The sequence below is a fragment of the Streptomyces sp. NPDC037054 genome, assembly GCF_055606745.1.
Genome location: NZ_JBVJSJ010000013.1, coordinates 32684 through 56242, shown reverse-complemented (window position 1 = coordinate 56242; position 23559 = coordinate 32684). Strand labels below are relative to the sequence as shown.

Here is a 23559-nt window from a genome sequence, read left to right as displayed (position 1 = left end):
AACGGCCGTGTCCCACAGCACGGTGCCTCGGAGCAGGCCCGAGGCCGACACCACGGCGAAGACCCCGGCCGCGTCCGGTGACACGACCGGCGGCGGCGAGCGCCGGGCGAAGGGCCGACGCGGCATCCGGGTCAGGTTCCGGCGCGACCGCGTCCTGATCCTCATGACCCTGCCGGCCCTCGCCCTCGTCCTGCTCTTCAACTACGTGCCGATCCTCGGCAACGTCGTCGCCTTCCAGGAGTACGACCCCTACATCAGCGACAACGGCGTCGTCTCCATCCTGAACAGCCCCTTCGTCGGCCTGGACAACTTCGAGCGGATCTTCGCGGACTCCGCGTTCTGGAACGCCGTCCAGAACACCCTCGTGCTGTTCTTCCTCCAGCTCGTGCTGTTCTTCCCCATCCCGATCCTGCTCGCGCTGCTCATCAACAGCGTGGTCAGGCCCCGGGTGCGGGCGGTCGCGCAGGCCGTGCTCTACCTGCCGCACTTCTTCTCGTGGGTGCTGGTCATCGCCGTCTTCCAGCAACTCTTCGGCGGCGCCGGGATCTTCTCCCAACTGCTGCGCGAGCACGGGTACGACGGGCTCGACGTCATGACCGACCCGAACACCTTCGCCTTCCTGATCACCGCGCAGAGCGTCTGGAAGGACGCCGGCTGGGGCATCATCGTCTTCCTCGCCGCCCTGTCCTCGGTCAGCCCCGACCTGTACGAGGCCGCCGCGATGGACGGCGCGAACCGCTGGCGCCGCATGTGGCACGTCACGCTGCCCGCGCTGCGCCCCGTGATCGCCCTGCTGCTGGTGCTGCGCGTCGGCGACGCCCTCACGGTCGGCTTCGAACAGATCCTGCTGCAACGCGACGCGGTCGGGCCGGGCGCCTCCGAGGTGCTCGACACCTTCGTGTGGTGGAACGGCGTGCGCAACCAGGACTTCGGCTACGCCGCTGCCGCCGGCCTGGTCAAGGGCGTGGTCAGCCTCGGCCTGGTCCTCGCGGCGAACAAGGTCGCCCATCTCATGGGCGAGCAGGGGGTGTACAAGAAGTGACCGCCGTCCTCGACGAACCCGTGCGCGAACCCGCCGACCGCTGGTGGTCCGCGCCGCCCCGCCCGGTGTGGGAGGAGAAGCCCACCCCGGCGGGCGCGGCCGGCAAGGGCCTGGTGCTGACGCTTGCCTGCCTCGCGATCCTCTTCCCGCTGTGGATCGTCGTCGTCACGAGCCTGTCCTCGCGCAGGACCATCGACGAGGCCGGCGGCCTGGTCATGGTGCCGAAGGACATCACCTTCGTGGCCTACGAGGAGCTGCTGAGCGGGGGCCAGGTCACCCGGGCCGCGATCATCAGCGTCCTCGTCACGCTCGTCGGCACGCTGTTCTCCATGACCGTGTCGGTGCTGTGCGCGTACGGGCTGTCGCGCAGCGGGTCGCTCGGGCACCGGTGGTTCCTGATGCTGCTGCTCGCGACCATGTTCTTCAGCGCCGGGCTCATCCCCACGTATCTGCTGGTGCAGACCCTCGGGCTGACCGACAGCTACCTCGCGCTGATCCTGCCGAGCGCGGTGAGCGTGTTCAACATCCTGGTGCTGCGCGGGTTCTTCATGGGCATCTCGCAGGAACTGATCGACAGCGCGCGCATCGACGGCGCCGGGGACTTCCGGATCCTGTGGCAGATCGTCATGCCGCTGTCGCGGGCCGTCCTCGCGGTGATCACGCTGTTCTACGCGGTCGGGTACTGGAGCGCGTGGTTCAACGCGTCGCTGTACCTGAACGACCAGGACATGATGCCGCTGCAGAACGTGATGATCCAGCTGGTGCAGAAGCAGGAGGCGCCGGTGGGGCTCGGACAGGCCATCAAGACGGGGGAGTTGTCCGGGCTGGCCGTGCAGATGGCCGTGATGGTGATGGCGTTGCTGCCGGTGGCGGTGTTGTCGCCGTTCGTGCAGAAGCATTTCCGCAAGGGGATGTTGACCGGAGCGGTGAAGGGCTGAAGCCCGGGCGCGGTTGGGGTCGGGGGCCTTGAGGTGCGCTTTCGGGTGCGGGCTCGTTGTGGCCTGTCGCACCCACGCGGCGGAGCCGCAAATCGATACAGTCCCGCGCCCCTGAGTCACTCATCTCACCTTCCTTACAAAACGAGGTATGTCATGTTTGGGTCCAGTCCGAGTCGGCGTGGGGTCCTTGCCGGGGCTGCGGCTGTTGCCGCCCTCGCCGCCGTTCCGGCGTCTCACGCCGTCGCCGCGCCCCGCGGGTACCGCTGGCGCAACGTCGTCATCGGGGGCACCGGGTTCGTCACCGGTGTGCTGTTCCATCCCGCCGTGCGCGGGCTCGCCTATGCGCGGACCGACATCGGGGGTGCCTACCGGTGGGACCGGCTGCGCGAGCGCTGGGTGCCGTTGCTCGATCACATCGGGTGGGACGACTGGAACCTGCTCGGGGTCGAGGCGATGGCAGTGGACCCCGCCCATCCCGGCCGGTTGTACCTCGCCGTCGGCACCTACGCCCAGGACTGGGCGTCCAACGGGGCCGTGCTGCGGTCCGAGGACCGGGGGGCCACCTGGGAGCGGACCGACCTCGCCGTGAAGCTCGGGGCCAACGAGGACGGGCGGGGGACCGGGGAGCGGCTGCTCGTCGACCCGCGCGACAGTGACGTGCTGTGGCTCGGCACCCGGCACGACGGGTTGTGGAAGTCCACCGACCGGGGGGCCAGCTGGCGGCCCGCCGACGGGTTCCCGGCCGCTCCCAGCCCATCCGGGCAGGGCGTCACCCTGCTCGTCGCCGCCGGGCGCGCCGTGTACGCCGGGTGGGGCGACGGCACACCCAACCTGTACCGCACCACCGACGGCGCCACCTGGACCGCCGTCCCCGGACAGCCCACCGGCGCCGCCGCGAAGGTGCCGATCCGGGCCGCGTACGACCGGCACAGCCGTGAGCTGTACGTGACGTACGCCGACGCCCCGGGGCCCAACGGGCAGGCCGACGGGAGCGTGCACAAGGTGCGGGTCGGTGACGGGCGGTGGACGGAGGTCACGCCGGTGAGGCCCGACGGGGCGGCGGACACCTTCGGGTACGGGGGAGTGGCCGTGGACGCTCGGCGGCCCGGGACGGTCGTCGTCTCCACCAACAACCGCTGGGGCGCCGTCGACACCCTGTACCGGTCCACCGACGGCGGGCGCGGCTGGGCGTCCCTGAAGGACACGGCCGTACTCGACGTCTCCGAGACGCCGTACCTCAAGTGGGGCGGTGACCGGCCCAAGTTCGGGTGGTGGATCCAGGCGCTCGCCGTCGACCCGTACGACGCGGAGCACATCGTGTTCGGCACCGGCGCGACCCTCTACGGCACCCGTGACCTCGTCCACTGGGCTCCGGAGATCCGCGGCCTGGAGGAGAGTTCCGTGCGGCAGCTGATCTCGCCCCCGGCCGGTGAGGCGCACCTGATCAGCGGGCTCGGCGACATCGGCGTGATGTACCACGAGCGGCTCCACGCCTCCCCGTCGCGCGGCATGGCGGACAACCCCGTCTTCGGCACGGCCACCGGACTGGCGCAGGCGGCGGCACGGCCGTCGTACGTGGTGCGCACCGGCTGGGGCGACCACGGCAACGGCGCGTACTCCGAGGACGGCGGGAAGAGCTGGGCGCCCTTCGCGGCGCAGCCCGCGATCGCCAAGGACGCGCCGGGGCCCATCGCCGTGAGCGCCGACGGCCGTGTGCTGCTGTGGACCTTCGTGCACTGGGACGGCACCAAGTACGCCGCCCACCGCTCGGCGGACCACGGTGCCACCTGGACGGAGGTCGCCACCTTCCCGAAGGGCGCCACCCCGGTCGCCGACCCCGTCGACCCGAAGCGCTTCTACGCCTACGACACCGACTCCGGCAGCGTGCACGTCAGCACCGACGGCGGCCTGACCTTCAGCGTCCGGGCCGGTGGACTGCCGTCCGGGGACGGCCAGTTCAAACTCGTCACCGCGCCGGGCCGGGCCGGCGACCTCTGGCTCAGCGCCAAGTGGCACGGGCTGTACCGGTCCACCGACGGCGGCGGCACCTTCACCAAGGTCGACAGCTGCTGGGCCTCGTACGCCCTCGGCTTCGGCAGGGCCGCCGACGGCGCCGACTACCCGGCGATCTACCAGGTCGGCGCCACCGACGCCACCACGGCCATCCACCGTTCCGACGACGGGGCGAAGACCTGGACGCGGATCAACGACGACGCCCACCAGTGGGGCTGGACCGGCGAGACCATCGCCGGCGACCCGCGCGTGTACGGCCGCGTCTACGTCGCCACCAACGGGCGCGGCATCCAGTACGGGGAGCCCGTCTGATGCCGGCGCTCGCCGACGTCACCCGCGGCCGCATCCTGTTCGGCGGCGACTACAACCCCGAGCAGTGGCCCGAGGAGACCTGGGCCGAGGACGTCCGCCTGATGAGGGACGCCGGGGTCAACTCCGTCACCGTGGGCGTCTTCTCCTGGTCCCGGATCGAACCGCAGCCCGGCGTACGGGACTTCGCCTGGCTCGACCGGCTGATGGACCTGCTGCACCAGCACGGCGTCGGCGTCGTCCTCGCCACCCCCACCGCCTCGCCGCCGCCCTGGCTGGGCCGCCTCCACCCGGACACCCTGCCGCGCGACGCGGAGGGCCGCACCGAGTGGTGGGGCGGGCGCCAGCACTTCTCCCACTCCAGCGCCACCTACCGCCGCTACGCCGCCGCCGTCACCGAGGACCTGGCCGCCCGCTACGCCGACCACCCGGCCCTCACCATGTGGCACATCAACAACGAGTACTGCACCTACGACTGGGGCGACGAGGCCGCCGTCCGCTTCCGCCGCTGGCTGCGCGCCCGGTACGGCACGCTCGGCGCCCTCAACTCCGCCTGGGGCACGGCCTTCTGGAGCCAGGGCTACGGCGACTGGCCGGAGATCCTGCCGCCCCGGCACGCCCACTACCTGAAGAACCCGGCGCAGGTACTGGACTTCAAGCGGTTCACCTCCGACATGCTCCTGGAGTGCCACGCCGCCGAGCGCGACATCGTGCGCCGCCACACCCCGCACCTGCCGGTCACCACCAACTTCATGCCGCTGTGGGCCGGCCTGGACGCCTGGCGCTGGGCCGAGGAGGAGGACGTCGTCTCCGTCGACCTCTACCCCGACCCGCGCGACCCGTACGGCGCGCAGGCCGGCGCGCTCGTGCAGGACTTGACCCGGTCCCAGGCCCGCGGGCCGTGGATGCTGATGGAACAGGCGGCCGGGGCTGTCAACTGGCGGGGCGTGAACCACCCCAAGCCGCGCGGGCTCAACCGCCTGTGGTCCCTCCAGGCCGTGGCGCGCGGCGCGGACGCCGTCTGCTACTTCCAGTGGCGGCAGTCCCGGCAGGGCGCCGAGAAGTTCCACTCCGGCATGGTGAGCCACGCCGGGGAGCACGGCCGTACCTTCCAGGAGGTCAAGCGGCTCGGCGCCGACCTCGCCCGGATCGCGCCCGACGTCGCCGGCCGGCACTGCACCGCCGACGTCGCCGTCCTGCACGACTGGCACTCCTGGTGGGCCGGCGACCAGGACGCCCGCCCCTCGCGCGAGGTCACCTACCCCGACGTCCTCACCGCCTGGCACCGCGCCCTGTGGCGGGCCCACCTCACCACCGACTTCGCCCACCCCGAGCACGACCTCACCGCCCACCGCCTCGTCGTCGTCCCCCAGCTCTACCTGCTGACCGACGCCGCGATCGACAACCTCCTCGCCTACGTCGGGCAGGGCGGCACCCTCGTCTGCGGCTTCCTCACCGGCGTCGCCGACGAGGACGACCGGATCCGCCCCGGCGGCATGGACGCCCGGCTGCGCGCGCTGTTCGGCATCCGCACCCTGCACGAGTGGTGGCCGCTGGAGGCGGGGGAGCGCGCCGACTGCGACGGCTTCACCGGCACCCTCTGGACGGAGGAACTGGAGACCGACGGCACCGCCGAGGAGTCCCTCTCCTACCGGGGCGGCGAGCTCGACGGGCTGCCCGCCGTCCTGCGCAAGGGCCGCGCCTGGTACGTCTCCACGCTCCCCGAGCCCGACGCGCTGCGGGACCTCCTCGCCCGCGTGGCCGCCGGCGCGGGGGTGCGCCCGGTGCTCGACGGGCTGCCGGCCGACGTCGAGGCCGTACGCCGCGGCGACCTGCTGTTCCTGCTGCACCACGGCCGCGGGGAGGTGACCGTCGAGGTCCCCGGCACCCACCGCGACCTGCTGACGGACACCGTCGTCACGGACCGGGTCACCCTGGGGCGGTACGGGGCGGCGGTGCTGAAGCCGTGAGCGTGCGGGACGAGGGCGTGCGCCCGCCGACCGAGGGCGTGAGCCGCGCCCGCCCCGGCGCCACACCCGGGGCGGGGCCCCTGCACGGCACCTGGGAGCCGCGCCCCGCCGCCCGGTGGGAGGACGCCTTCCTGACCGGCAACGGCCACCACGGCGCCCTCGTGTTCGGCGATCCGAACGACGACCGTGTCGTCGTCACCCATCACACCCTCGTCCGCCCGAACGGCGACGAGCACCGCGAGCCACCACAACTCGCCGAACGGCTCCACGCCCTCCAGGACCGTCTGCTGTCCGGCGACCTCACCGCCGCCGAGGACTTCACCGACGGGCGCCCGCTCCAGTGGGTGCGCCCCTTCCACCCCGCCTTCCAGGTCCGCCTGCGCCGCGACCCCGCCCCCGCCGGACGCCACCACCGCCGCGTCGACTTCACCACCGGCGAGACGACCGCCGTCCACGGCGACCGGACCAGCCGCGTCTTCGTCTCCCGCGCCGACGACGTGATCGTGCACCGCGTCACCGCTCCCCGCCTCACCCTCGGCATCGGCCTGGACCACCGCCTGCCCGGCGCCCCCGGCGGCCTCGCCGTCGGCCACGGCAGCGTCCGCACCGCCGACGGCGCCCTGCTCAGCCTGCGCGTCCGCCACCCCGGAAGCGACCTCGGCTACACGGGCGTCAGCCTGGCCGTCGTCACCGGCGGCACGACGACGATCACCCCGCCCGGCGCCCACGTCACCGCGGCGACCGAGGTGCTCCTGCTGACCCGCGTACGCCGCCACACCGGCGAACTGGACGTCCTCGCCGAGTCCCGCGCCCTGCGCGCCCTGCTCACCGACCGGCCCTACGACGACCTCCTCGACCGGCACCTCGCCCTGCACCGCACCGCCTACGAGCGCGTCGAACTCGACCTCGACGCCGACCCCGCCGAGCGCGCCCTGCCGGGCTCCGAACTCCTCGCGCGGCCCCACAGCCCGGCCCTGCTGGAGCGCCTCTTCGCGGCCGGCCGCTACCACCTGCTGTCGGCCAGTGGCCTGTGCCCGCCCCGGCTCACCGGCCTGTGGACCGGCGACTGGAACACCGCCTGGTCGGGCGCGTTCACCAACGACGCCAACCTCAACCTCCAGACCGCCGCCGCCGCGCCCACCGCCCTCCCCGAGGTCACGGAGGCGCTCGCCGCCCTCGTCCAACGGCAGTTGCCGCACTGGCGGGACAACGCCCGCGCGATCTTCGGCGCCCGAGGCGTCGTCGCGCCCGCGCACACCGACGGCGAGTCCGGCCACGCGTACCACTTCAGCCGCGAGTACCCCCTCCACCTGTGGACCGCCGGCGCCGACTGGCTGCTGAAACCGCTCGTCGAGCACGACGAGATCCACGGCACCCGCGACCCGCGCACCGCCGCCGCGCTCGCCGAAGTCGCCCGGTTCTACGAGGACTTCCTCACCCGCACCGACGCCGACGGACACCTCGTCGTCGTGCCGTCCTACTCGCCCGAGAACCGGCCCGCCAACGCCGGTTGGGGCGCGATCAATGCCGCCATGGACCTCTCCGCCGCCCGCCACGCCCTGCGCACCGCCGCCGACTACCACCCAGGGCCCGACGCCGACCGCCTGCGCGCCCTCGCCGACCGGCTCCCGCCCCACCGGATCAACGCCGACGGCGCCCTCGCCGAGTGGGCCCACCCCGGCCTGGACGACTCCTACGACCACCGCCACCTCAGCCACCTCTACGGCGTCTGGCCCCTGGACGAGATCAACCCCTACGACACCCCCGGCCTCGCGGCGGCCGCCCACCGCGCCCTCGAACTGCGCGGCGCCGAGAACGACTCCGCGCACGGCCACCTCCACCACGCCCTGATCGCGGCCCGGCTCCGCGACGCCGACCGCGTCGCCCACGCCCTGGACCAGGTCCTCGGCGGCGACTTCTTCCACGCCTCCCTGATGAGCGCGCACTACCCGGGCCGCGACGTCTACAACGCCGACGCCGCGCACACCCTGCCCGCCGTGCTCGTCGAGGCGCTCGTGCAGTCCACCCCGGACCGCCTCGTCCTGCTGCCCGCGCTCCCGGCCGCGTACCCGACGGGCCGGCTGCGCGGCGTGCGCACCCGGTTCGGGGCCGAACTCGACCTCGCCTGGGGGCCGGACGGCGTCACCGCCGTGCTGCGCCCGGGCCGCACCCACCGCGTCGAACTGCGGACTTCGTCCGGCGCCCAACCGCTCGACCTGGTCGCCGGAGAGGACCGCGTCCTCACCCTGGGGGCGCGGTAGACCCCTGCGATTCCCCGGCAATTCCCCCCACCCATGGAAGGAACACCATGGCAACAAGCACCCTCGGCAAGGTCACCAAGGCCCTGCTCGCCCCGGCGCTCGCGCTCGGCGCCACGGTCGGCCTCGCCGCCGCCCCCGCCCAGGCAGCCGTCTGGAACTCCTGCGACCAGTGGGGCAACACCACGCTGGGCGGCTACACCCTCTACAACAACATCTGGGGCTCCGGCGCCGGCAGCCAGTGCGTGTGGGCCAACTCCGGCACCAACTGGGGCGTGTGGGCCGACCACCCCAACACCGGCGGCATCAAGTCGTACCCGAACTCCAAGAAGGTCATCAACAAGCCGATCACGTCGATCGGTTCGCTGACCAGCAGCTACAACGTCACCGTCCCGTCGTCCGGCGCCTACAACACGTCCTACGACATCTGGGACACCGACTACGACTACGAGATCATGCTCTGGGTCAACAAGACGGGCCCCGTCGGACCGCTCGGCTCCGCGCAGGGCACCGTGACGCTGGGCGGCCACTCCTGGTCGGTCTACAAGGGCAGCAACGGCCACAACGAGGTGTTCTCCTTCATCCGTACCTCGAACTCGACCGCCGGCACCGTCAACATCCTTCCGATCCTGAAGTGGATCAAGGACACCAAGGGCTGGATGGGCAACGAGACCATCGGTGACGTGCAGTTCGGCTACGAGATCACCTCGTCGTCCGGCGGCCTGAACTTCACCACCAACAACCTCACGGTCTCCGGCGGCTGACGTCCGCGGCAGTCGCACCACGGGGGACGGGGGCGGCCGGGACAGGACCCGGCCGCCCCGCTCCGCCCCGCTACTCGGCGACCGGCAGCCGCGCCCCGTCCCGCAGGAACAGCGGGATCCGGTCCAGCGGCGCGTCCACCGTCACGGCCGCCCCGCCCTCGTACGTCTCACCCGTCCACGCGTCCGTCCACGTCGCGCCCGCCGGAAGGTACGCCGTGCGGGCCGTCGCGCCCGCCGTCAGCACCGGCGCGACCAGCAGATCCCGGCCGAACAGATAGGCGTCGTCCACCGACCAGGCCGCCTGGTCCGCCGGGAACTCCAGGAACAGCGGCCGCATCACCGGCAGCCCCTCCTCGTGCGCCTGACGCATGACCTCAAGGACGTACGGCTTGAGCCGCTCCCGAAGCCGCAGGTACCGCTCCATGACCGCACCGGCCTCCTCGCCGTACGACCACACCTCGTTGGGCCCGCCCGTCATGTCCGGGCCCAGCGGCATGCCGGGGTCGCGGTAACCGTGCAGCCGCATCAGCGGCGACAGCGCGCCGAACTGGAACCAGCGGACCATGACCTCGCGGTACGCCGGGTCGTCCGGATCGCCGCCGTGGAAGCCGCCGATGTCCGTGTTCCACCACGGGATGCCCGACAGGGCGGTGTTGAGTCCGGCCGCGATCTGGCGGCGCAGCGTCGCGAAGTCGGTGCCGATGTCACCGGACCACAGGGCGGCCCCGTAGCGCTGACTGCCCGCCCACGCCGAGCGGTTGAGGGTGACGACCTCGGTCTCGCCGGCCGCCGTGAGGCCCTCGTGGAAGGTGCGGGAGTTCTCCGCCGGGTACATGTTGCCGACCTCCAGGCCCGGGCCCGCCCAGTAGCGCAGGTTCTCCGAGAAGCCCGGCTTCAGCTCCGGCTCGCAGGCGTCCAGCCAGAACGCGGTGATGCCGTACGGATCCAGGTAGTTCTCCTTGATCCGCGACCACACGAACTCCCGGGCGTCCGGGTTGGTCGCGTCGTAGAAGGCGACCTGGACCGTCGACGCGACCTCCTTGTCCGGCCAGTCGGCGTGCGCCATCGGGCCGTACTGCGTGCCGATGAAATAGCCGCGCTGCTCCATCACCGGATGGTTCTCCGACAGCGGCGACACCGACGGCCACACCGACACCACGAGCTTGATGCCCAGCTCGTCCAACTCCCGCACCATCGCCGCCGGGTCGGGCCACTCGGCCGGGTCGAACCGCCACTCGCCCAGATGCGTCCAGTGGAAGAAGTCGCACACGATCGCGTCGATCGGCAGTCCCCGCCGCTTGTACTCCCGTGCCACGGCGAGCAGTTCGTCCTGCGTGCGGTAGCGCAGCTTGCACTGCCAGAACCCGGCCGCCCACGCGGGCAGCATCGGCGTACGGCCGGTCACCGCGCTGTAGCGGCGCTGCCCGTCGGCCGGATCGCCCGCCGTGATCCAGTAGTCGATCTGCCGGGCCGAGTCCGCCACCCACCGCGTGCCGTTGTGCGCCAGCTCCACCCGGCCGATCGCCGGGTTGTTCCACAGCAGCGTGTAGCCCCGGCTGGACGTCAGCACCGGGATACCGACCTCGGCGTTGCGCTGCACCAGGTCGACGACCAGGCCCTTCTGGTCAAGCCGCCCGTGCTGGTGCTGCCCCAGGCCGTACAGCTTCTCGCCCTCGTACGCCGCGAAGCGCTGCTCCAGGCGGTGATGGCCGTTGCCGACCGCCGTGTAGAGGCGCGGGCCCGGCCACCAGAAGTGGGCGCGCTCCTCGGCGAGCAGCTCGGCGTCGTCCCCGGTGCGCAGGAAGCGGACCATGCCCTCGGCGTCGACCTCGGCGGTCAGCGCGCCGACGGTGAGCGTGGCGCGCCCGTCCTCGACCTCGACGGTGCCGCCGGCGGCCGGCGCCTCGTCCAGGAGGGCGCCCGGCAGCCCTTCGAGCACCGGCCCGCCGAGCCGGGCCCGCACCCGGACCGCGTCCGGCCCCCACGGCTCTATCCGTACGGTCTCCTGGCGGCCGCTCCACTCCAGCGCGCCGTCCCGCTCCCGGAACGTGCCGACGGTGGGCGAGGACTGGGCGAGGCTGACCTTGGGCTGCAGCTCGGCGGGCTGATTCACGAAGCACGCTCCTGGAGGAGTGCGGGCATGGCGGTGCCCCGTGCGGGACACCTCGGGTGAGGCCGGGCGCGGAACGCCCGGGGTGAGCGGAAGGACGGGCGCGTCAGGACGCGGTCGGCGCCGGTCCCGAACTCGCCCGTACCGTCAGCTCGGGCGCGAGCAGCACGACGTCGTGGCCGCCCCGTCCGTCCAGCTTCGCGACCAGGTGCTCCACGGCGCGCCGGCCCATCTCCTGCGCCGGGATGGCGACCGACGTGAGGCGCACCGAGGCCTGTGTGGCGACCTGCTCCGGGCAGATCGCCACCACCGACACGTCCTCCGGCACCGCCCGGCCCTGCTGGCGCAACAGGGCGAGCAGCGGCTCGACCGCCGACTCGTTCTGCACGACGAAGCCCGTGGTGCCGGGCCGCTCGTCGAGGATCCGGGCGAGCGTCACGGCCGTCGCGTCGTACCCGCCGTCGCACGGCCGGTGCAGCACGCGCAGCCCCAACTCCCGCGCGCGCGTGCGCAGTCCGTCCAGGGTGCGTTCGGCGAAGCCGGTGTGCCGCTCGTAGACCGCCGGGGCCTCGCCGACGACCGCGACGTCACGGTGCCCCAGCATCGCCAGATGCTCCAGGCACAGCGCGCCCGTCGCCTTGAAGTCGAGGTCGACGCAGGTCAGCCCGGTGGTGTCGGCGGGCAGCCCGATCAGGACCGACGGCTGGTCCTCCCCGGCTCCCGGCCGCGCCCGACCGGGGGCGCCCCCGTCCCGCAGCAACGGCAGCCGCTCGTCGTCGAGTTCGACGTCCATCACGATCATGCCGTCGGCGAGACCGCTGCCCGTGACGCGGCGCACCGCGTCGGGACCCTCCTCGCCGGTCAGCAGCAGCACGTCGTAGCCGTGCGTGCGGGCGGTGGTGGCCACCGCGATGGCGATCTCCATCATCACCGGCACGTACATGTCGGTGCGCAACGGGATCATCAGCGCGATGATGTTCGACCTGCTGCTGGCCAGGGCGCGGGCGCCCGCGTTCGGGTGGTAGCCGAGTTCGCGGATGCTCCGCTCGACCCGCTGCCGGGTGGTCGCGGAGATGGACCGCTTGCCGCTGAGGACATAGCTCACCGTGCTCGCCGAGACTCCGGCGTGCTGGGCGACCTCGGCGAGGGTGACCATCCGGCTCTCCAAGCTTTGTGAAGCGCTTCGACAGTTGCGCGGTGCGTACCAGGGCGGGTGACGGTGATCCGACAGTAACGCTGACGAGGAGCGGGTGTCCATAGGCTGTCGAAGCGCTTCGACAACTTTCTCCCGGCGTCTCGCTCTCCCCCGGGTCGCGGCGACGCCAGTACTACCAGGCCCGCCCCGCATCGGCCGAACGGCCGCGCGAAGGGTGGTGGGGTCGCCCCGTATCGGGTACATACGATCGGGTAGCACCCGTCGGTAACCAAATGGACCTTGATCCCGATTCGCGGCGAGGTGAGCCTCATGTCCGCCAGCTCAGAACCAGCGTCCCGACCCGCCGTCACCGAACGCGAGGCACGCCGGGTGGCGGAGGCCGCCCGGGAGCAGGACTGGCGCAAACCCAGCTTCGCCAAGGAACTCTTCCTCGGCCGCCTCCGCCTCGACCTCATCCACCCGCACCCCCTCCCGGCCGACGAGGACGCCCGCCGCGGCGAGGAATTCCTCGCCAAACTCCGGGACTTCTGCGAGACGCGGATCGACCCGGCCGTGATCGAACGCGACGCGCGGATCCCCGACGACGTGATCAACGGGCTCAAGGAGCTCGGCGCCCTCGGCATGAAGATCGACACCAAGTACGGCGGCCTCGGCCTCACGCAGGTCTACTACAACAAGGCCCTCGCCCTGGTCGGCTCCGCGAGCCCCGCCATCGGCGCGCTGCTGAGCGCCCATCAGTCCATCGGCGTCCCGCAGCCGCTGAAGCAGTTCGGCACCCAGGAGCAGAAGGACACCTTCCTGCCGCGCTGCGCCCGCACCGACATCTCCGCCTTCCTGCTGACCGAGCCCGACGTCGGCTCGGACCCGGCGCGCCTCGCCACGACCGCCGTCCCGGAGGGCGACGAGTACGTCCTCGACGGGGTGAAACTCTGGACGACCAACGGCGTCGTCGCCGACCTGCTCGTCGTCATGGCCCGCGTGCCGAAGTCCGAGGGACACCGGGGCGGCATCACCGCGTTCGTCGTCGAGGCCGGCTCCGAGGGCATCACCGTCGAGAACCGCAACGCCTTCATGGGCCTGCGCGGCATCGAGAACGGCGTCACCCGCTTCCACCGGGTGCGGGTGCCCGCCGCGAACCGCATCGGCGAGGAGGGCCAGGGCCTCAAGATCGCCCTGACCACCCTCAACACCGGCCGCCTCTCCCTGCCCGCGATGTGCGTCGGCGCCGGCAAGTGGTGCCTGAAGATCGCCCGCGAGTGGTCGGCGGCGCGTGAGCAGTGGGGCAAACCGGTCGCGCTGCACGAGGCCGTCGGCTCGAAGATCAGCTTCATCGCCGCCACCACCTTCGCCCTGGAGGCGGTCCTCGACCTCGCCTCCCAGATGGCCGACGAGGACCGCAACGACATCCGCATCGAGGCCGCCCTCGCCAAGCTGTACGGCTCCGAGATGGCCTGGCTGATGGCCGACGAACTCGTCCAGATCCGCGGCGGACGCGGCTTCGAGACCGCCGCCTCCCTCGCGGCCCGCGGCGAGCGCGCCGTCCCCGCCGAGCAGATCCTGCGCGACCTGCGCATCAACCGGATCTTCGAGGGCTCCACCGAGATCATGCACCTGCTGATCGCCCGCGAGGCCGTCGACGCCCACCTCTCCGTCGCCGGCGACCTCATCGACCCCGACAAATCCCTCGCGGACAAGGCGAGGGCGGGCGCGAACGCCGGCGTCTTCTACGCCAAGTGGCTGCCGAAACTGGTCGCCGGACCGGGCCAACTGCCCGTCTCCTACGGCGAGTTCAAACACGAGGTGGACCTCGCGACCCACCTGAGGTACGTCGAGCGCGCCGCCCGCAGACTGGCCCGCTCCACCTTCTACGCCATGTCCCGCTGGCAGGGCCGCATGGAGACCAAGCAGGGCTTCCTCGGCCGCGTCGTCGACATCGGCGCCGAACTGTTCGCGATGAGCGCCGCCTGCGTCCGCGCCGAGCTCCTGCGCAGCCGAGACGACCACGGCCGCGAGGCCTACCAGCTCGCCGACGCCTTCTGCCACCAGGCCCGCATCCGCGTCGACACCCTCTTCGACCGGCTGTGGACCAACACCGACGACCTGGACCACAAGGTCGTCAAGGGCGTCCTGACCGGCACCTACGCCTGGCTGGAACAGGGCGTGGTCGACCCCTCGGGCGAAGGCCCCTGGATCGCGGACGCCACCCCCGGCCCGGCGCGGAAGAAGAACGTCCACCGCCCCATCAGGTAAACGCGGCGCCCACCCCGCCACCCCGGAGGGGGACGCGCTGTCCACAAGGCACCCCCCTCCGGCCACAATAGAAGGATGAGCGACTCTCCAGCCCTCCCCGCCGCGGGGCAGACGGGGCTTTCGGCCCGCGCCCTGGCCGACCCGCACCTGGTCTACGACCCCGTCGCGGGAGACGGCCCGAAGGACGTGGTGATCCTCGGCTCCACCGGGTCGGTCGGCACCCAGGCGGTCGACCTCGTCCTGCGCAACCCCGGCCGGTTCCGCGTCACCGGCCTGTCCGCCAACGGCGGCCGGGTCGCCCTGCTCGCCGAGCAGGCGCACCGGCTCGGGGCGCGGACCGTGGCGGTGGCCCGCGAGGACGTCGTACCGGCGCTGCGCGAGGCGCTCGCCGCGCGGTACGGCGCGGGGGAGCCGCTCCCGGAGATCCTGGCCGGGCCGGACGCGGCCACCGAGCTCGCCGCGTCGGACTGCCACACCGTCCTCAACGGCATCACGGGCTCCATCGGCCTCGCACCGACCCTCGCCGCCCTGGAGGCGGGCCGCACCCTCGCGCTCGCCAACAAGGAGTCGCTCATCGTCGGCGGCCCGCTGGTCAAGGCCGTCGCCAAGCCCGGACAGATCATCCCGGTCGACTCCGAGCACGCGGCGCTCTTCCAGGCGCTCGCCGCCGGCACCCGCGCCGACGTCCGCAAACTGGTCGTCACCGCGTCCGGCGGTCCCTTCCGGGGCCGCACCAGGGCCGACCTGGCGCACGTCACCGTCGAGGACGCCCTCGCCCACCCCACCTGGGCCATGGGCCCGGTCATCACGATCAACTCCGCGACCCTCGTGAACAAGGGCCTGGAGGTCATCGAGGCGCACCTGCTCTACGACATTCCCTTCGACCGCATTGAGGTCGTCGTGCACCCGCAGTCGTATGTCCACTCGATGGTCGAGTTCACGGACGGCTCCACCCTGGCCCAGGCGACGCCCCCCGACATGCGCGGGCCGATCGCCATCGGTCTCGGCTGGCCGGAGCGCGTCCCGGACGCGGCGCCCGCCTTCGACTGGAGCACGGCGTCGACGTGGGAGTTCTTCCCGCTCGACAACGAGGCCTTCCCGTCGGTGAACCTCGCCCGGCACGTGGGCGGGCTCGCGGGCACCGCCCCGGCGGTGTTCAATGCCGCCAACGAGGAGTGCGTGGACGCGTTCCGGCGCGGCGAACTGCCCTTCAACGGGATCATGGACACCGTCACCCGGGTCGTCGAGGAGCACGGCACCCCGGCCGCGGGAACCTCCCTGACCGTGGCGGACGTCCTCGAAGCGGAGACCTGGGCGCGGGCCCGGGCCCGGGAACTGACGGCGCGGACGGCGAGCGCGGAGGCGCGTGCATGACGACACTGATGTTCATCCTCGGCATAGTGCTCTTCGCCGTGGGCCTGCTCTTCTCCATCGCCTGGCACGAGCTGGGGCACCTGTCGACCGCCAAGCTGTTCGGCATCCGTGTGCCGCAGTACATGGTCGGCTTCGGCCCCACGCTCTTCTCGCGCAAGAAGGGCGAGACGGAGTACGGCATCAAGGCCATCCCGTTCGGCGGCTACATCCGCATGATCGGCATGTTCCCGCCCGGCCCCGACGGACGGCTGGAGGCCCGCTCCACCTCACCCTGGCGCGGCATGATCGAGGACGCCCGCTCCGCCGCGTTCGAGGAGCTCAGGCCCGGCGACGAGACCCGCCTGTTCTACACGCGCGCGCCCTGGAAGCGCGTCATCGTGATGTTCGCCGGCCCCTTCATGAACCTGATCCTGGCGGTCGTGCTGTTCCTCATCGTCCTGATGGGCTTCGGCATCACGCAGCAGACCACCACCGTCGGCTCGGTCTCCAAGTGCGTCATCTCCCAGAGCGAGAACCGCGACACCTGCAAGGGCTCCGACCCGGCCGCCCCGGCCGCCGCCGCGGGCCTCAAGGCCGGCGACCGGTTCGTCTCCTTCAACGGCGTCCCCACCGACTCCTGGAACCAGCTCTCCGACCTCATCCGGGCCAACCCCGGCAAGGACGTCCCGATCGTCGTCGAGCGGGGCGGCGAGCAGGTCACCCTGCACGCCAAGATCGCCACCAACCAGGTGGCCAAGAAGGACTCCGGCGGACAGATCGTCGAGGGCGAGTACGTCACGGCCGGCTTCCTCGGCTTCAGCGCCGCCACCGGCGTCGTCAAGCAGGACTTCGACGAGTCGCTGACCTGGATGGGCGACCGCATCGGCGAGGCCGCCCACTCCATCGCCGCGCTCCCCGGCAAGATCCCCGCCCTGTGGGACGCGGCCTTCGGCGACGGCCCGCGCGAGCCGGACTCCCCGATGGGCGTCGTCGGCGCCGCCCGCGTCGGCGGCGAGATCGCCACCCTGGACATCCCGCCCACCCAGCAGCTCGCCATGTTCATCATGCTGGTCGCCGGCTTCAACCTCTCCCTGTTCCTGTTCAACATGCTCCCGCTGCTGCCCCTGGACGGCGGCCACATCGCGGGCGCCCTGTGGGAGTCGCTGCGCCGCAACGTCGCCAAGCTGCTGCGCCGCCCGGACCCCGGGCCGTTCGACGTGGCGAAACTGATGCCCGTGGCCTACGTCGTCGCCGGGATCTTCGTCTGCTTCACGATCCTGGTGCTGATCGCGGACGTCGTTAACCCGGTGCGCATCTCCTAGACGGACGACGTTCCCCGTGGCCCGGCAGGAGCTCTGCCGGGCCACTTCCATCGAGTGGGTTTAGCGACCTGCGATGTGCTGGGCCCGGTGCCCGTGCCGTAATCTCGGACTTCGGAGCCCGCCGCAAGCGGGGCCGGGCCTGATCCACGACTTGGGGTTGCACAGCAGATGACTGCGATTTCTCTCGGCATGCCGTCCGTACCGACCAAGGTCGCCGAGCGCCGCAAGAGCCGGCAGATCCAGGTCGGTTCCGTGGCGGTCGGCGGCGACGCCCCCGTGTCCGTGCAGTCCATGACCACCACCCGCACCTCGGACATCGGCGCCACCCTCCAGCAGATCGCCGAGCTGACCGCCTCCGGCTGCCAGATCGTGCGCGTCGCCTGCCCCACGCAGGACGACGCCGACGCCCTCGCGACGATCGCCCGCAAGTCGCAGATCCCGGTCATCGCCGACATCCACTTCCAGCCGAAGTACGTCTTCGCCGCCATCGAGGCCGGCTGCGCCGCGGTCCGCGTGAACCCGGGCAACATCAAGCAGTTCGACGACAAGGTGCGCGAGATCGCCAAGGCGGCCAAGGACCACGGCACGCCGATCCGCATCGGCGTCAACGCGGGCTCCCTGGACCGCCGGCTGCTCCAGAAGTACGGCAAGGCCACCCCCGAGGCCCTCGTCGAGTCCGCGCTGTGGGAGGCGTCCCTCTTCGAGGAGCACGACTTCCGCGACATCAAGATCTCGGTGAAGCACAACGACCCGGTCGTGATGATCGAGGCCTACCGCCAGCTCGCCGCCCAGTGCGACTACCCCCTCCACCTCGGCGTCACCGAGGCCGGCCCCGCCTTCCAGGGCACCATCAAGTCCGCCGTCGCCTTCGGCGCGCTGCTCTCCCAGGGCATCGGCGACACCATCCGCGTCTCCCTGTCGGCCCCGCCCGTCGAAGAGGTCAAGGTCGGCAACCAGATCCTGGAGTCCCTGAACCTCAAGCAGCGCGGCCTGGAGATCGTCTCCTGCCCGTCCTGCGGCCGCGCCCAGGTCGACGTCTACAAGCTCGCCGAGGAGGTCACCGCCGGCCTCACCGGCATGGAGGTCCCGCTGCGCGTCGCCGTCATGGGCTGCGTCGTCAACGGCCCCGGCGAGGCCCGCGAGGCCGACCTCGGCGTCGCCTCCGGCAACGGCAAGGGACAGATCTTCGTCAAGGGCGAGGTCATCAAGACCGTCCCCGAGTCCAAGATCGTGGAGACCCTCATCGACGAGGCCATGAAGCTGGCCGAGCAGATGGAACAGGACGGCGTGGCCTCCGGCGAGCCGTCGGTCTCCGTCGCCGGCTGACCCACCCGCACACCCGAACGCCCCGTCACCCGCGCAGGTGACGGGGCGTTCGCGTGTCCGCACCGCCGCGACCGGCCCCACCAGGGCCGCTCACCGGGCGACGCGGCACATTTTCGGCAGGTACAGTGCGGAAACCAGCAGATCCGACGACGAGGCCCGCACGTGTTGACCCAGACAACCTCCCGCGTGCTCGAACCGAGCGACCTGGACGCCGCGCTCGCCGTACTGGAGCGCGAGCCGGTCGCCAACGCCTTCGTGACCTCCCGCGTGCGGATCGCCGGCCTGGACCCCTGGCGCCTCGGCGGCGAGATGTGGGGCTGGTACGAGGACGGCATGCTCACGTCCCTGTGCTACGCGGGCGCCAACCTCGTCCCCATCTGCGCCACCCCCCGCGCCGTCCGCGCCTTCGCCGACCGCGCCCGCCGGGCCGGCCGCCGCTGCTCCTCCGTCGTCGGCCCCGCCGAGGCCACCGCCCAGCTCTGGCGCTTCCTCGAACCCTCCTGGGGCCCCGCCCGCGAGGTCCGCACCCACCAGCCGCTCATGGTCGCCGACCGCATGCCCGACGGCATCACCCCCGACCCGCACGTCCGGCGCGTCCGCAAGGACGAAATGGAAACGATCATGCCGGCGTGCGTCGCGATGTTCACCGAAGAGGTCGGCGTCTCACCCCTGGCAGGCGACGGCGGCCTGCTCTACCAGGCCCGCGTCGCCGAACTCGTCGGCTCCGGCCGCTCCTTCGCCCGCTTCGACCGCGACGGCAAGGTCGTCTTCAAGGCCGAGATCGGCGCCGCCACCGACCGCGCCTGCCAGATCCAGGGCGTCTGGGTCGCCCCCGAACACCGCGGCAAGGGCCTCGCCGCCCCCGGCATGGCGGCCGTCCTGCGCTACGCCCTCGCCGACGTCGCCCCCGTCGTCAGCCTCTACGTCAACGACTTCAACACCCCGGCCCGCCGGACGTACGAGAAGGTCGGCTTCCAGGAGGTCGGCGCCTTCATGAGTGTCCTCTTCTGACCGCCTGTAGGCTCCCCGCCATGGATCTCGAGATCGGCCCCTTGGACCTCTCGTCCCACGTGGACGAAGCCCTCGCCGTCCAGGCCGTGGCCTTCGGACTGGGCGCCGACGAGGTCGCCGTACGCCGCCAGATCGTCCTGCGCCACATGACGTACCCCGGCGCCCGAGCCCTCGGCGCCACCAGCGGCGGCAGACTCGTCGGCTTCGTCTACGGCATGCCCAACGACCGGGCCCACTGGTGGTCCACCGTCGTCGAGCCCTACCTGCGCGCCCAGGGCCACGACGCCTGGCTCGACGACTCCTTCGTCATCACCGAACTGCACGTCCACCCCCGCCACCAGAACCGCGGCATCGGCCGCGCCCTGATCACCGGGATCACCGACACGGCCGCCCAGCCCCGCTCGATCCTCTCCGCGATCGACACCGAGAGCCCCGCCCGCGGCCTGTACCGCTCCCTCGGCTACGAGGACCTCGCCCGCCGGGTCCACTTCCCGAGCGCCCCGAAGCCGTACGCCGTCATGGGCGCCCCCCTGCCGCTGCGCCGCCGCCCATAACCGATTTCCGCAGCCCCGCACCCCCCGGCTAACCTCCTTGCCAACACCCTCCCCGCACTCGGCGGCGCCCGAGCGGGGAGAACCCACATCCGGCAGGAGTACGAGAACGATGGCGAACGCACCGGTCCAGCGCATGTCCCAGTTGTTGGCGAAGACGCTGCGCGACGACCCGGCCGACGCCGAGGTCCTCAGCCACAAGCTGCTGGTCCGCGCCGGCTACGTCCGCCGCACCGCGGCCGGCATCTGGACGTGGCTGCCGCTCGGCAAGAAGGTCCTCGCCAACGTCGAGCGGATCGTCCGCGAGGAGATGGACGCGATCGGCGCCCAGGAGGTACTGCTCCCCGCGATCCTGCCCAAGGAGCCGTACGAGGCGACGGGCCGCTGGGACGAGTACGGCCCGGAGCTGTTCCGCCTGAAGGACCGCAAGGGCGGCGACTACCTGCTCGGCCCCACCCACGAGGAGATCTTCACCCTCCTGGTGAAGGACCAGGCGTCCTCCTACAAGGACCTGCCGGTCATCCTCTACCAGATCCAGAACAAGTACCGCGACGAGGCCCGCCCCCGCGCCGGCATCCTGCGCGGCCGCGAGTTCCTCATGAAGGACTCCTACTCCTTCGACACCGAGGACGAGGGCCTGGCCCGCGCGTACGCCCTGCACCGCGAGGCCTACCAGCGGATCTTCGAGCGCCTCGGCCTCGACTACCGCATCTGCGCCGCCACCGCGGGCGCCATGGGCGGCTCCAAGTCGGAGGAGTTCCTCGCCCCGGCCGAGGCCGGCGAGGACACCTTCGCGGACTGCCCGAACTGCGACTTCGCCGCGAACACCGAGGCGATCACGTACGAACTGAAGCCGGTCGACGCCACGGACGTGCCCGCGGCGGAGGACATCCCCACCCCCGACACCCCCACGATCGAGACCCTCGCGGCCTCCCTCGGCGTCCCGGCCTCCGCGACGCTGAAGAACCTCCTCGTCAAGGTCGACGGCGAGATCGTGGCCGTGGGCGTGCCGGGCGACCGCGAGGTCGACATGGGCAAGGTCGAGGCCCACTTCGCCCCGGCGGCCGTCGCGATGGTCACCGAGGAGGACTTCGCGACGCGCCCCGACCTGGTCCGCGGCTACGTCGGCCCGCAGGGCCTGCCCAAGCTGACGTACATCGCCGACCCCCGGGTGGCCCCGGGCACCGCCTGGATCACCGGCGCCAACAAGCCGGACACGCACGCCAAGAACGTCGTCGCCGGACGGGACTTCGAGGTCGACGAGTACGTCGACGTCGTGGTCGTGCAGGAGGGTGACCCCTGCCCCGAGTGCGGGACCGGGCTGAAGCTGGACCGCGCCATCGAGATCGGCCACATCTTCCAGCTGGGCCGCAAGTACGCCGACGCGCTCAAGCTCGACGTCCTCGGCCAGAACGGCAAGCCCGTCCGCGTCACCATGGGCTCCTACGGCATCGGCGTCTCCCGCGCGGTCGCGGCGCTGGCCGAGCAGCACGCCGACGACAAGGGCCTCATCTGGTCCAAGGAGGTCGCGCCGGCCGACGTGCACGTGGTGGCCGCCGGCAAGGCCCTCCAGACGGAGCTGGCGCTCGACATCTCCGGGAAGCTCGCGGCGGCGGGTGTACGAGTGCTTGTCGACGACCGGGCGGGGGTGTCGCCGGGCGTGAAGTTCACGGACTCCGAACTGATCGGCGTCCCGCAGATCCTGGTCGTGGGGCGGCGGGCCGGCGAGGGCGTGGTGGAGCTGAAGGACCGCCGGACGGGGGCCCGTGAGGAACTGCCGATCGAGGACGCGATCGGTCGGCTGACGGCGTAGGTGTGACGGTCCCTGCGCGGGTCGTACTCGCGTGCGCCTACCGTCCACACGTGGGTCGGGGGCGTGGGGCCGGGGCGAGCCCGCCGCGGTCGGGCCCTTGCGCGGGCCCACAAGTGACCGCCGGGTGGTAACCGAGTAAGCGGCGGGCTTTCGCCCCGGCCCCACGCCCCGCTCCCGTCGTACGGCGGCTGCCGGAAGGACCTCGCTGGGGTTCGGAGGGGAATGGGGCAGCGTGCCGCAGTCGCGTACGGCGAGAAGGGGACGTGGCGGGGGGTGTCCGCCCGCAGCGGACGGCGCGTCAACGCCGCGAGCTTCTCAAGACACCTCGCCCGCGCCGTTCCGAGGACGGACACCCCCCCGGCGCGGCCCCGACCCCACCACCGGGCCGCAGGCGCTACGCGCACCCCCACCGGAGCCGCGCAGGCCGCCGCAGGCATCCCGCGCAACCGCCGGAGGCCAGGGCCTCCTACAGCCAGCCCGCGAACTCCAGCAACAGCTCCGCGTCCTTGGGGCGGCCCACTCGGCGGGCTCGTACGCCCGATTCCACCGCGCGGAACAGGGTCCAGCCCCGCAGCCGCTCCTGGTCCACCTCCAGCGACTCCGCCAGCCGCTTCACGCGCCGCCGCGTCGTCGCCGCCCCCGACGGCTGTGCGATCAGGTCTTCCACCCGGTCCCGCACCAGCCGCGCCAGGTCGAACGCGCTCTCGCCCACCACCGGGTCCGGCCCCACCGCCAACCACGGCACCCGGTCCCCGGCCAGCACCTTGCTCTGCCGGAACGTTCCGTGCAGCAGCCGGGCCTCCGGCGGCGCCGCCACCAGCTCCGCCCGTGCCGTCAACGCCACGTCCACCAGCGGCGCCACCTCGGGATCCCGCAGCGCCGTCGCCCGCATCACCTCGGCCTGCCGGCCCGTCCGCTCCGCGACCGTCTCGAAGGTGTGCCCGGTCGGAGGGTCCACCCACAGTCGCCGCAACGCCCCCGCCGCCTCCAGCAACGCCTTCGCCTCCGGCAACGACCGCACCGACACGTCCGGATGCAACCGCTCCAGCACCAACGCCCCGTCGGCCGACGACTCCTCCAGCAGCTGTACGGCCCCCAGCCCACCCCAGTGCGCCAGCGCCGCCCGCTCGCTCTCCGGCCGCGCCCGCCGGGGCGCCAGCTTCAGCACCGCGGGCGTGCCGTCCGCCCGCCGCACCAGCAGCACCACACTGCTGCGCCCTCCGGGCACCTGCACCCGCTCCACGGTCAACTCGCGTAGCGCGACGGCCTGTTGCACCAGTCCGGGCAGTTTCGCCAGCCAGTCGTCACCGTCCGGTGCCGTCTCCCCGAGCGCCCTGACCAGACGCGGCGGCGCTTCGAAAGCCATGCGCGAG

16 protein-coding genes are annotated in these 23559 nt (G+C 72.2%); 13 read left to right on the top strand and 3 right to left on the bottom strand.

Annotation, left to right across the window (positions count from 1 at the left end; genetic code table 11):
* Positions 1-7: 7 nt before the first annotated feature.
* The 6 genes from ACZ7D7_RS27295 to ACZ7D7_RS27270 all read left to right on the top strand — a co-directional run bounded on the left by ACZ7D7_RS27295 (position 8) and on the right by ACZ7D7_RS27270 (position 9294).
* Entirely contained in the window at positions 8-1042 is a 1035-nt protein-coding gene (locus ACZ7D7_RS27295; protein WP_470827683.1) for an ABC transporter permease, read from the top strand.
* Positions 1039-1980, top strand: coding sequence for a carbohydrate ABC transporter permease (locus ACZ7D7_RS27290; RefSeq protein ID WP_470827682.1), 942 nt, complete (start codon positions 1039-1041; stop codon positions 1978-1980). Before ACZ7D7_RS27295 ends, ACZ7D7_RS27290 begins: the two co-directional genes overlap by 4 nt.
* A gap of 153 nt (positions 1981-2133) precedes the next feature.
* Positions 2134-4305, top strand: a complete 2172-nt coding sequence (locus tag ACZ7D7_RS27285) for a 1,4-beta-glucanase (protein ID WP_470827681.1) — start codon at positions 2134-2136, stop codon at positions 4303-4305.
* Positions 4305-6272, top strand: coding sequence for a beta-galactosidase (locus ACZ7D7_RS27280; RefSeq protein ID WP_470827680.1), 1968 nt, complete (start codon positions 4305-4307; stop codon positions 6270-6272). The genes ACZ7D7_RS27285 and ACZ7D7_RS27280 overlap by 1 nt, the downstream gene beginning before the upstream one ends.
* Before the next feature lie 38 nt (positions 6273-6310).
* Positions 6311-8533, top strand: a complete 2223-nt coding sequence (locus tag ACZ7D7_RS27275) for a glycosyl hydrolase family 95 catalytic domain-containing protein (RefSeq protein WP_470827915.1) — start codon at positions 6311-6313, stop codon at positions 8531-8533.
* A 47-nt stretch (positions 8534-8580) separates the two neighbouring features.
* A complete protein-coding gene (locus tag ACZ7D7_RS27270) occupies positions 8581-9294 on the top strand; it encodes a glycoside hydrolase family 12 protein (RefSeq protein ID WP_470827679.1) in 714 nt (237 codons plus the stop codon).
* A gap of 70 nt (positions 9295-9364) precedes the next feature.
* On the opposite strand, the gene ACZ7D7_RS27265 is transcribed toward ACZ7D7_RS27270, so the two are convergent.
* Both ACZ7D7_RS27265 and ACZ7D7_RS27260 read right to left on the bottom strand, forming a co-directional pair.
* Positions 9365-11407 carry a glycoside hydrolase family 31 protein gene (locus ACZ7D7_RS27265; protein ID WP_470827678.1) on the bottom strand — a complete coding sequence of 681 codons (2043 nt, stop codon included), beginning with the start codon at positions 11405-11407 and terminating at the stop codon, positions 9365-9367.
* 103 nt (positions 11408-11510) lie between these two features.
* Positions 11511-12560: a LacI family DNA-binding transcriptional regulator gene (locus ACZ7D7_RS27260; protein WP_470827676.1), complete on the bottom strand. Its 1050-nt coding sequence runs from the start codon at positions 12558-12560 to the stop codon at positions 11511-11513.
* 309 nt (positions 12561-12869) lie between these two features.
* Between ACZ7D7_RS27260 and ACZ7D7_RS27255 the strand changes: the two genes are divergently transcribed.
* From ACZ7D7_RS27255 to ACZ7D7_RS27225, 7 genes are all read left to right on the top strand, one after another.
* A complete protein-coding gene (locus ACZ7D7_RS27255) occupies positions 12870-14810 on the top strand; it encodes an acyl-CoA dehydrogenase family protein (protein ID WP_470827675.1) in 1941 nt (646 codons plus the stop codon).
* Positions 14811-14885: 75 nt separating this feature from the next.
* Positions 14886-16184: a 1-deoxy-D-xylulose-5-phosphate reductoisomerase gene (gene dxr / locus ACZ7D7_RS27250; RefSeq protein WP_470827674.1), complete on the top strand. Its 1299-nt coding sequence runs from the start codon at positions 14886-14888 to the stop codon at positions 16182-16184.
* Between the two features lie 8 nt (positions 16185-16192).
* Positions 16193-17485: a M50 family metallopeptidase gene (locus tag ACZ7D7_RS27245; RefSeq protein ID WP_470827914.1), complete on the top strand. Its 1293-nt coding sequence runs from the start codon at positions 16193-16195 to the stop codon at positions 17483-17485.
* Positions 17486-17653: 168 nt separating this feature from the next.
* Complete coding sequence (ispG, locus tag ACZ7D7_RS27240; RefSeq protein WP_470827672.1) at positions 17654-18811, top strand: flavodoxin-dependent (E)-4-hydroxy-3-methylbut-2-enyl-diphosphate synthase; 1158 nt, start codon at positions 17654-17656, stop codon at positions 18809-18811.
* A gap of 162 nt (positions 18812-18973) precedes the next feature.
* A complete protein-coding gene (locus ACZ7D7_RS27235) occupies positions 18974-19822 on the top strand; it encodes a GNAT family N-acetyltransferase (RefSeq protein ID WP_470827671.1) in 849 nt (282 codons plus the stop codon).
* A gap of 20 nt (positions 19823-19842) precedes the next feature.
* Entirely contained in the window at positions 19843-20376 is a 534-nt protein-coding gene (locus tag ACZ7D7_RS27230) for a GNAT family N-acetyltransferase (RefSeq protein ID WP_470827670.1), read from the top strand.
* 109 nt (positions 20377-20485) lie between these two features.
* Positions 20486-22186, top strand: a complete 1701-nt coding sequence (locus tag ACZ7D7_RS27225) for a proline--tRNA ligase (protein ID WP_470827669.1) — start codon at positions 20486-20488, stop codon at positions 22184-22186.
* A 466-nt stretch (positions 22187-22652) separates the two neighbouring features.
* Here ACZ7D7_RS27225 and ACZ7D7_RS27220 read toward each other — a convergent pair whose 3' ends face one another.
* A complete protein-coding gene (locus tag ACZ7D7_RS27220; RefSeq protein ID WP_470827668.1) occupies positions 22653-23552 on the bottom strand; it encodes an aminoglycoside phosphotransferase family protein in 900 nt (299 codons plus the stop codon).
* Positions 23553-23559: the final 7 nt, after the last annotated feature.

Coding starts and splice junctions, on each gene's coding strand:
- ACZ7D7_RS27245 (WP_470827914.1), top strand. CDS start 16,193: ATGTTCATCCTCGGCATAGTGCTCTTCGCCGTGGGCCTGCTCTTCTCC.
- ACZ7D7_RS27270 (WP_470827679.1), top strand. CDS start 8,581: ATGGCAACAAGCACCCTCGGCAAGGTCACCAAGGCCCTGCTCGCCCCG.
- ACZ7D7_RS27285 (WP_470827681.1), top strand. CDS start 2,134: ATGTTTGGGTCCAGTCCGAGTCGGCGTGGGGTCCTTGCCGGGGCTGCG.
- dxr (WP_470827674.1), top strand. CDS start 14,886: ATGAGCGACTCTCCAGCCCTCCCCGCCGCGGGGCAGACGGGGCTTTCG.
- ACZ7D7_RS27255 (WP_470827675.1), top strand. CDS start 12,870: ATGTCCGCCAGCTCAGAACCAGCGTCCCGACCCGCCGTCACCGAACGC.
- ispG (WP_470827672.1), top strand. CDS start 17,654: ATGACTGCGATTTCTCTCGGCATGCCGTCCGTACCGACCAAGGTCGCC.
- ACZ7D7_RS27260 (WP_470827676.1), bottom strand. CDS start 12,560: ATGGTCACCCTCGCCGAGGTCGCCCAGCACGCCGGAGTCTCGGCGAGC.
- ACZ7D7_RS27220 (WP_470827668.1), bottom strand. CDS start 23,552: ATGGCTTTCGAAGCGCCGCCGCGTCTGGTCAGGGCGCTCGGGGAGACG.
- ACZ7D7_RS27280 (WP_470827680.1), top strand. CDS start 4,305: ATGCCGGCGCTCGCCGACGTCACCCGCGGCCGCATCCTGTTCGGCGGC.
- ACZ7D7_RS27225 (WP_470827669.1), top strand. CDS start 20,486: ATGGCGAACGCACCGGTCCAGCGCATGTCCCAGTTGTTGGCGAAGACG.
- ACZ7D7_RS27230 (WP_470827670.1), top strand. CDS start 19,843: ATGGATCTCGAGATCGGCCCCTTGGACCTCTCGTCCCACGTGGACGAA.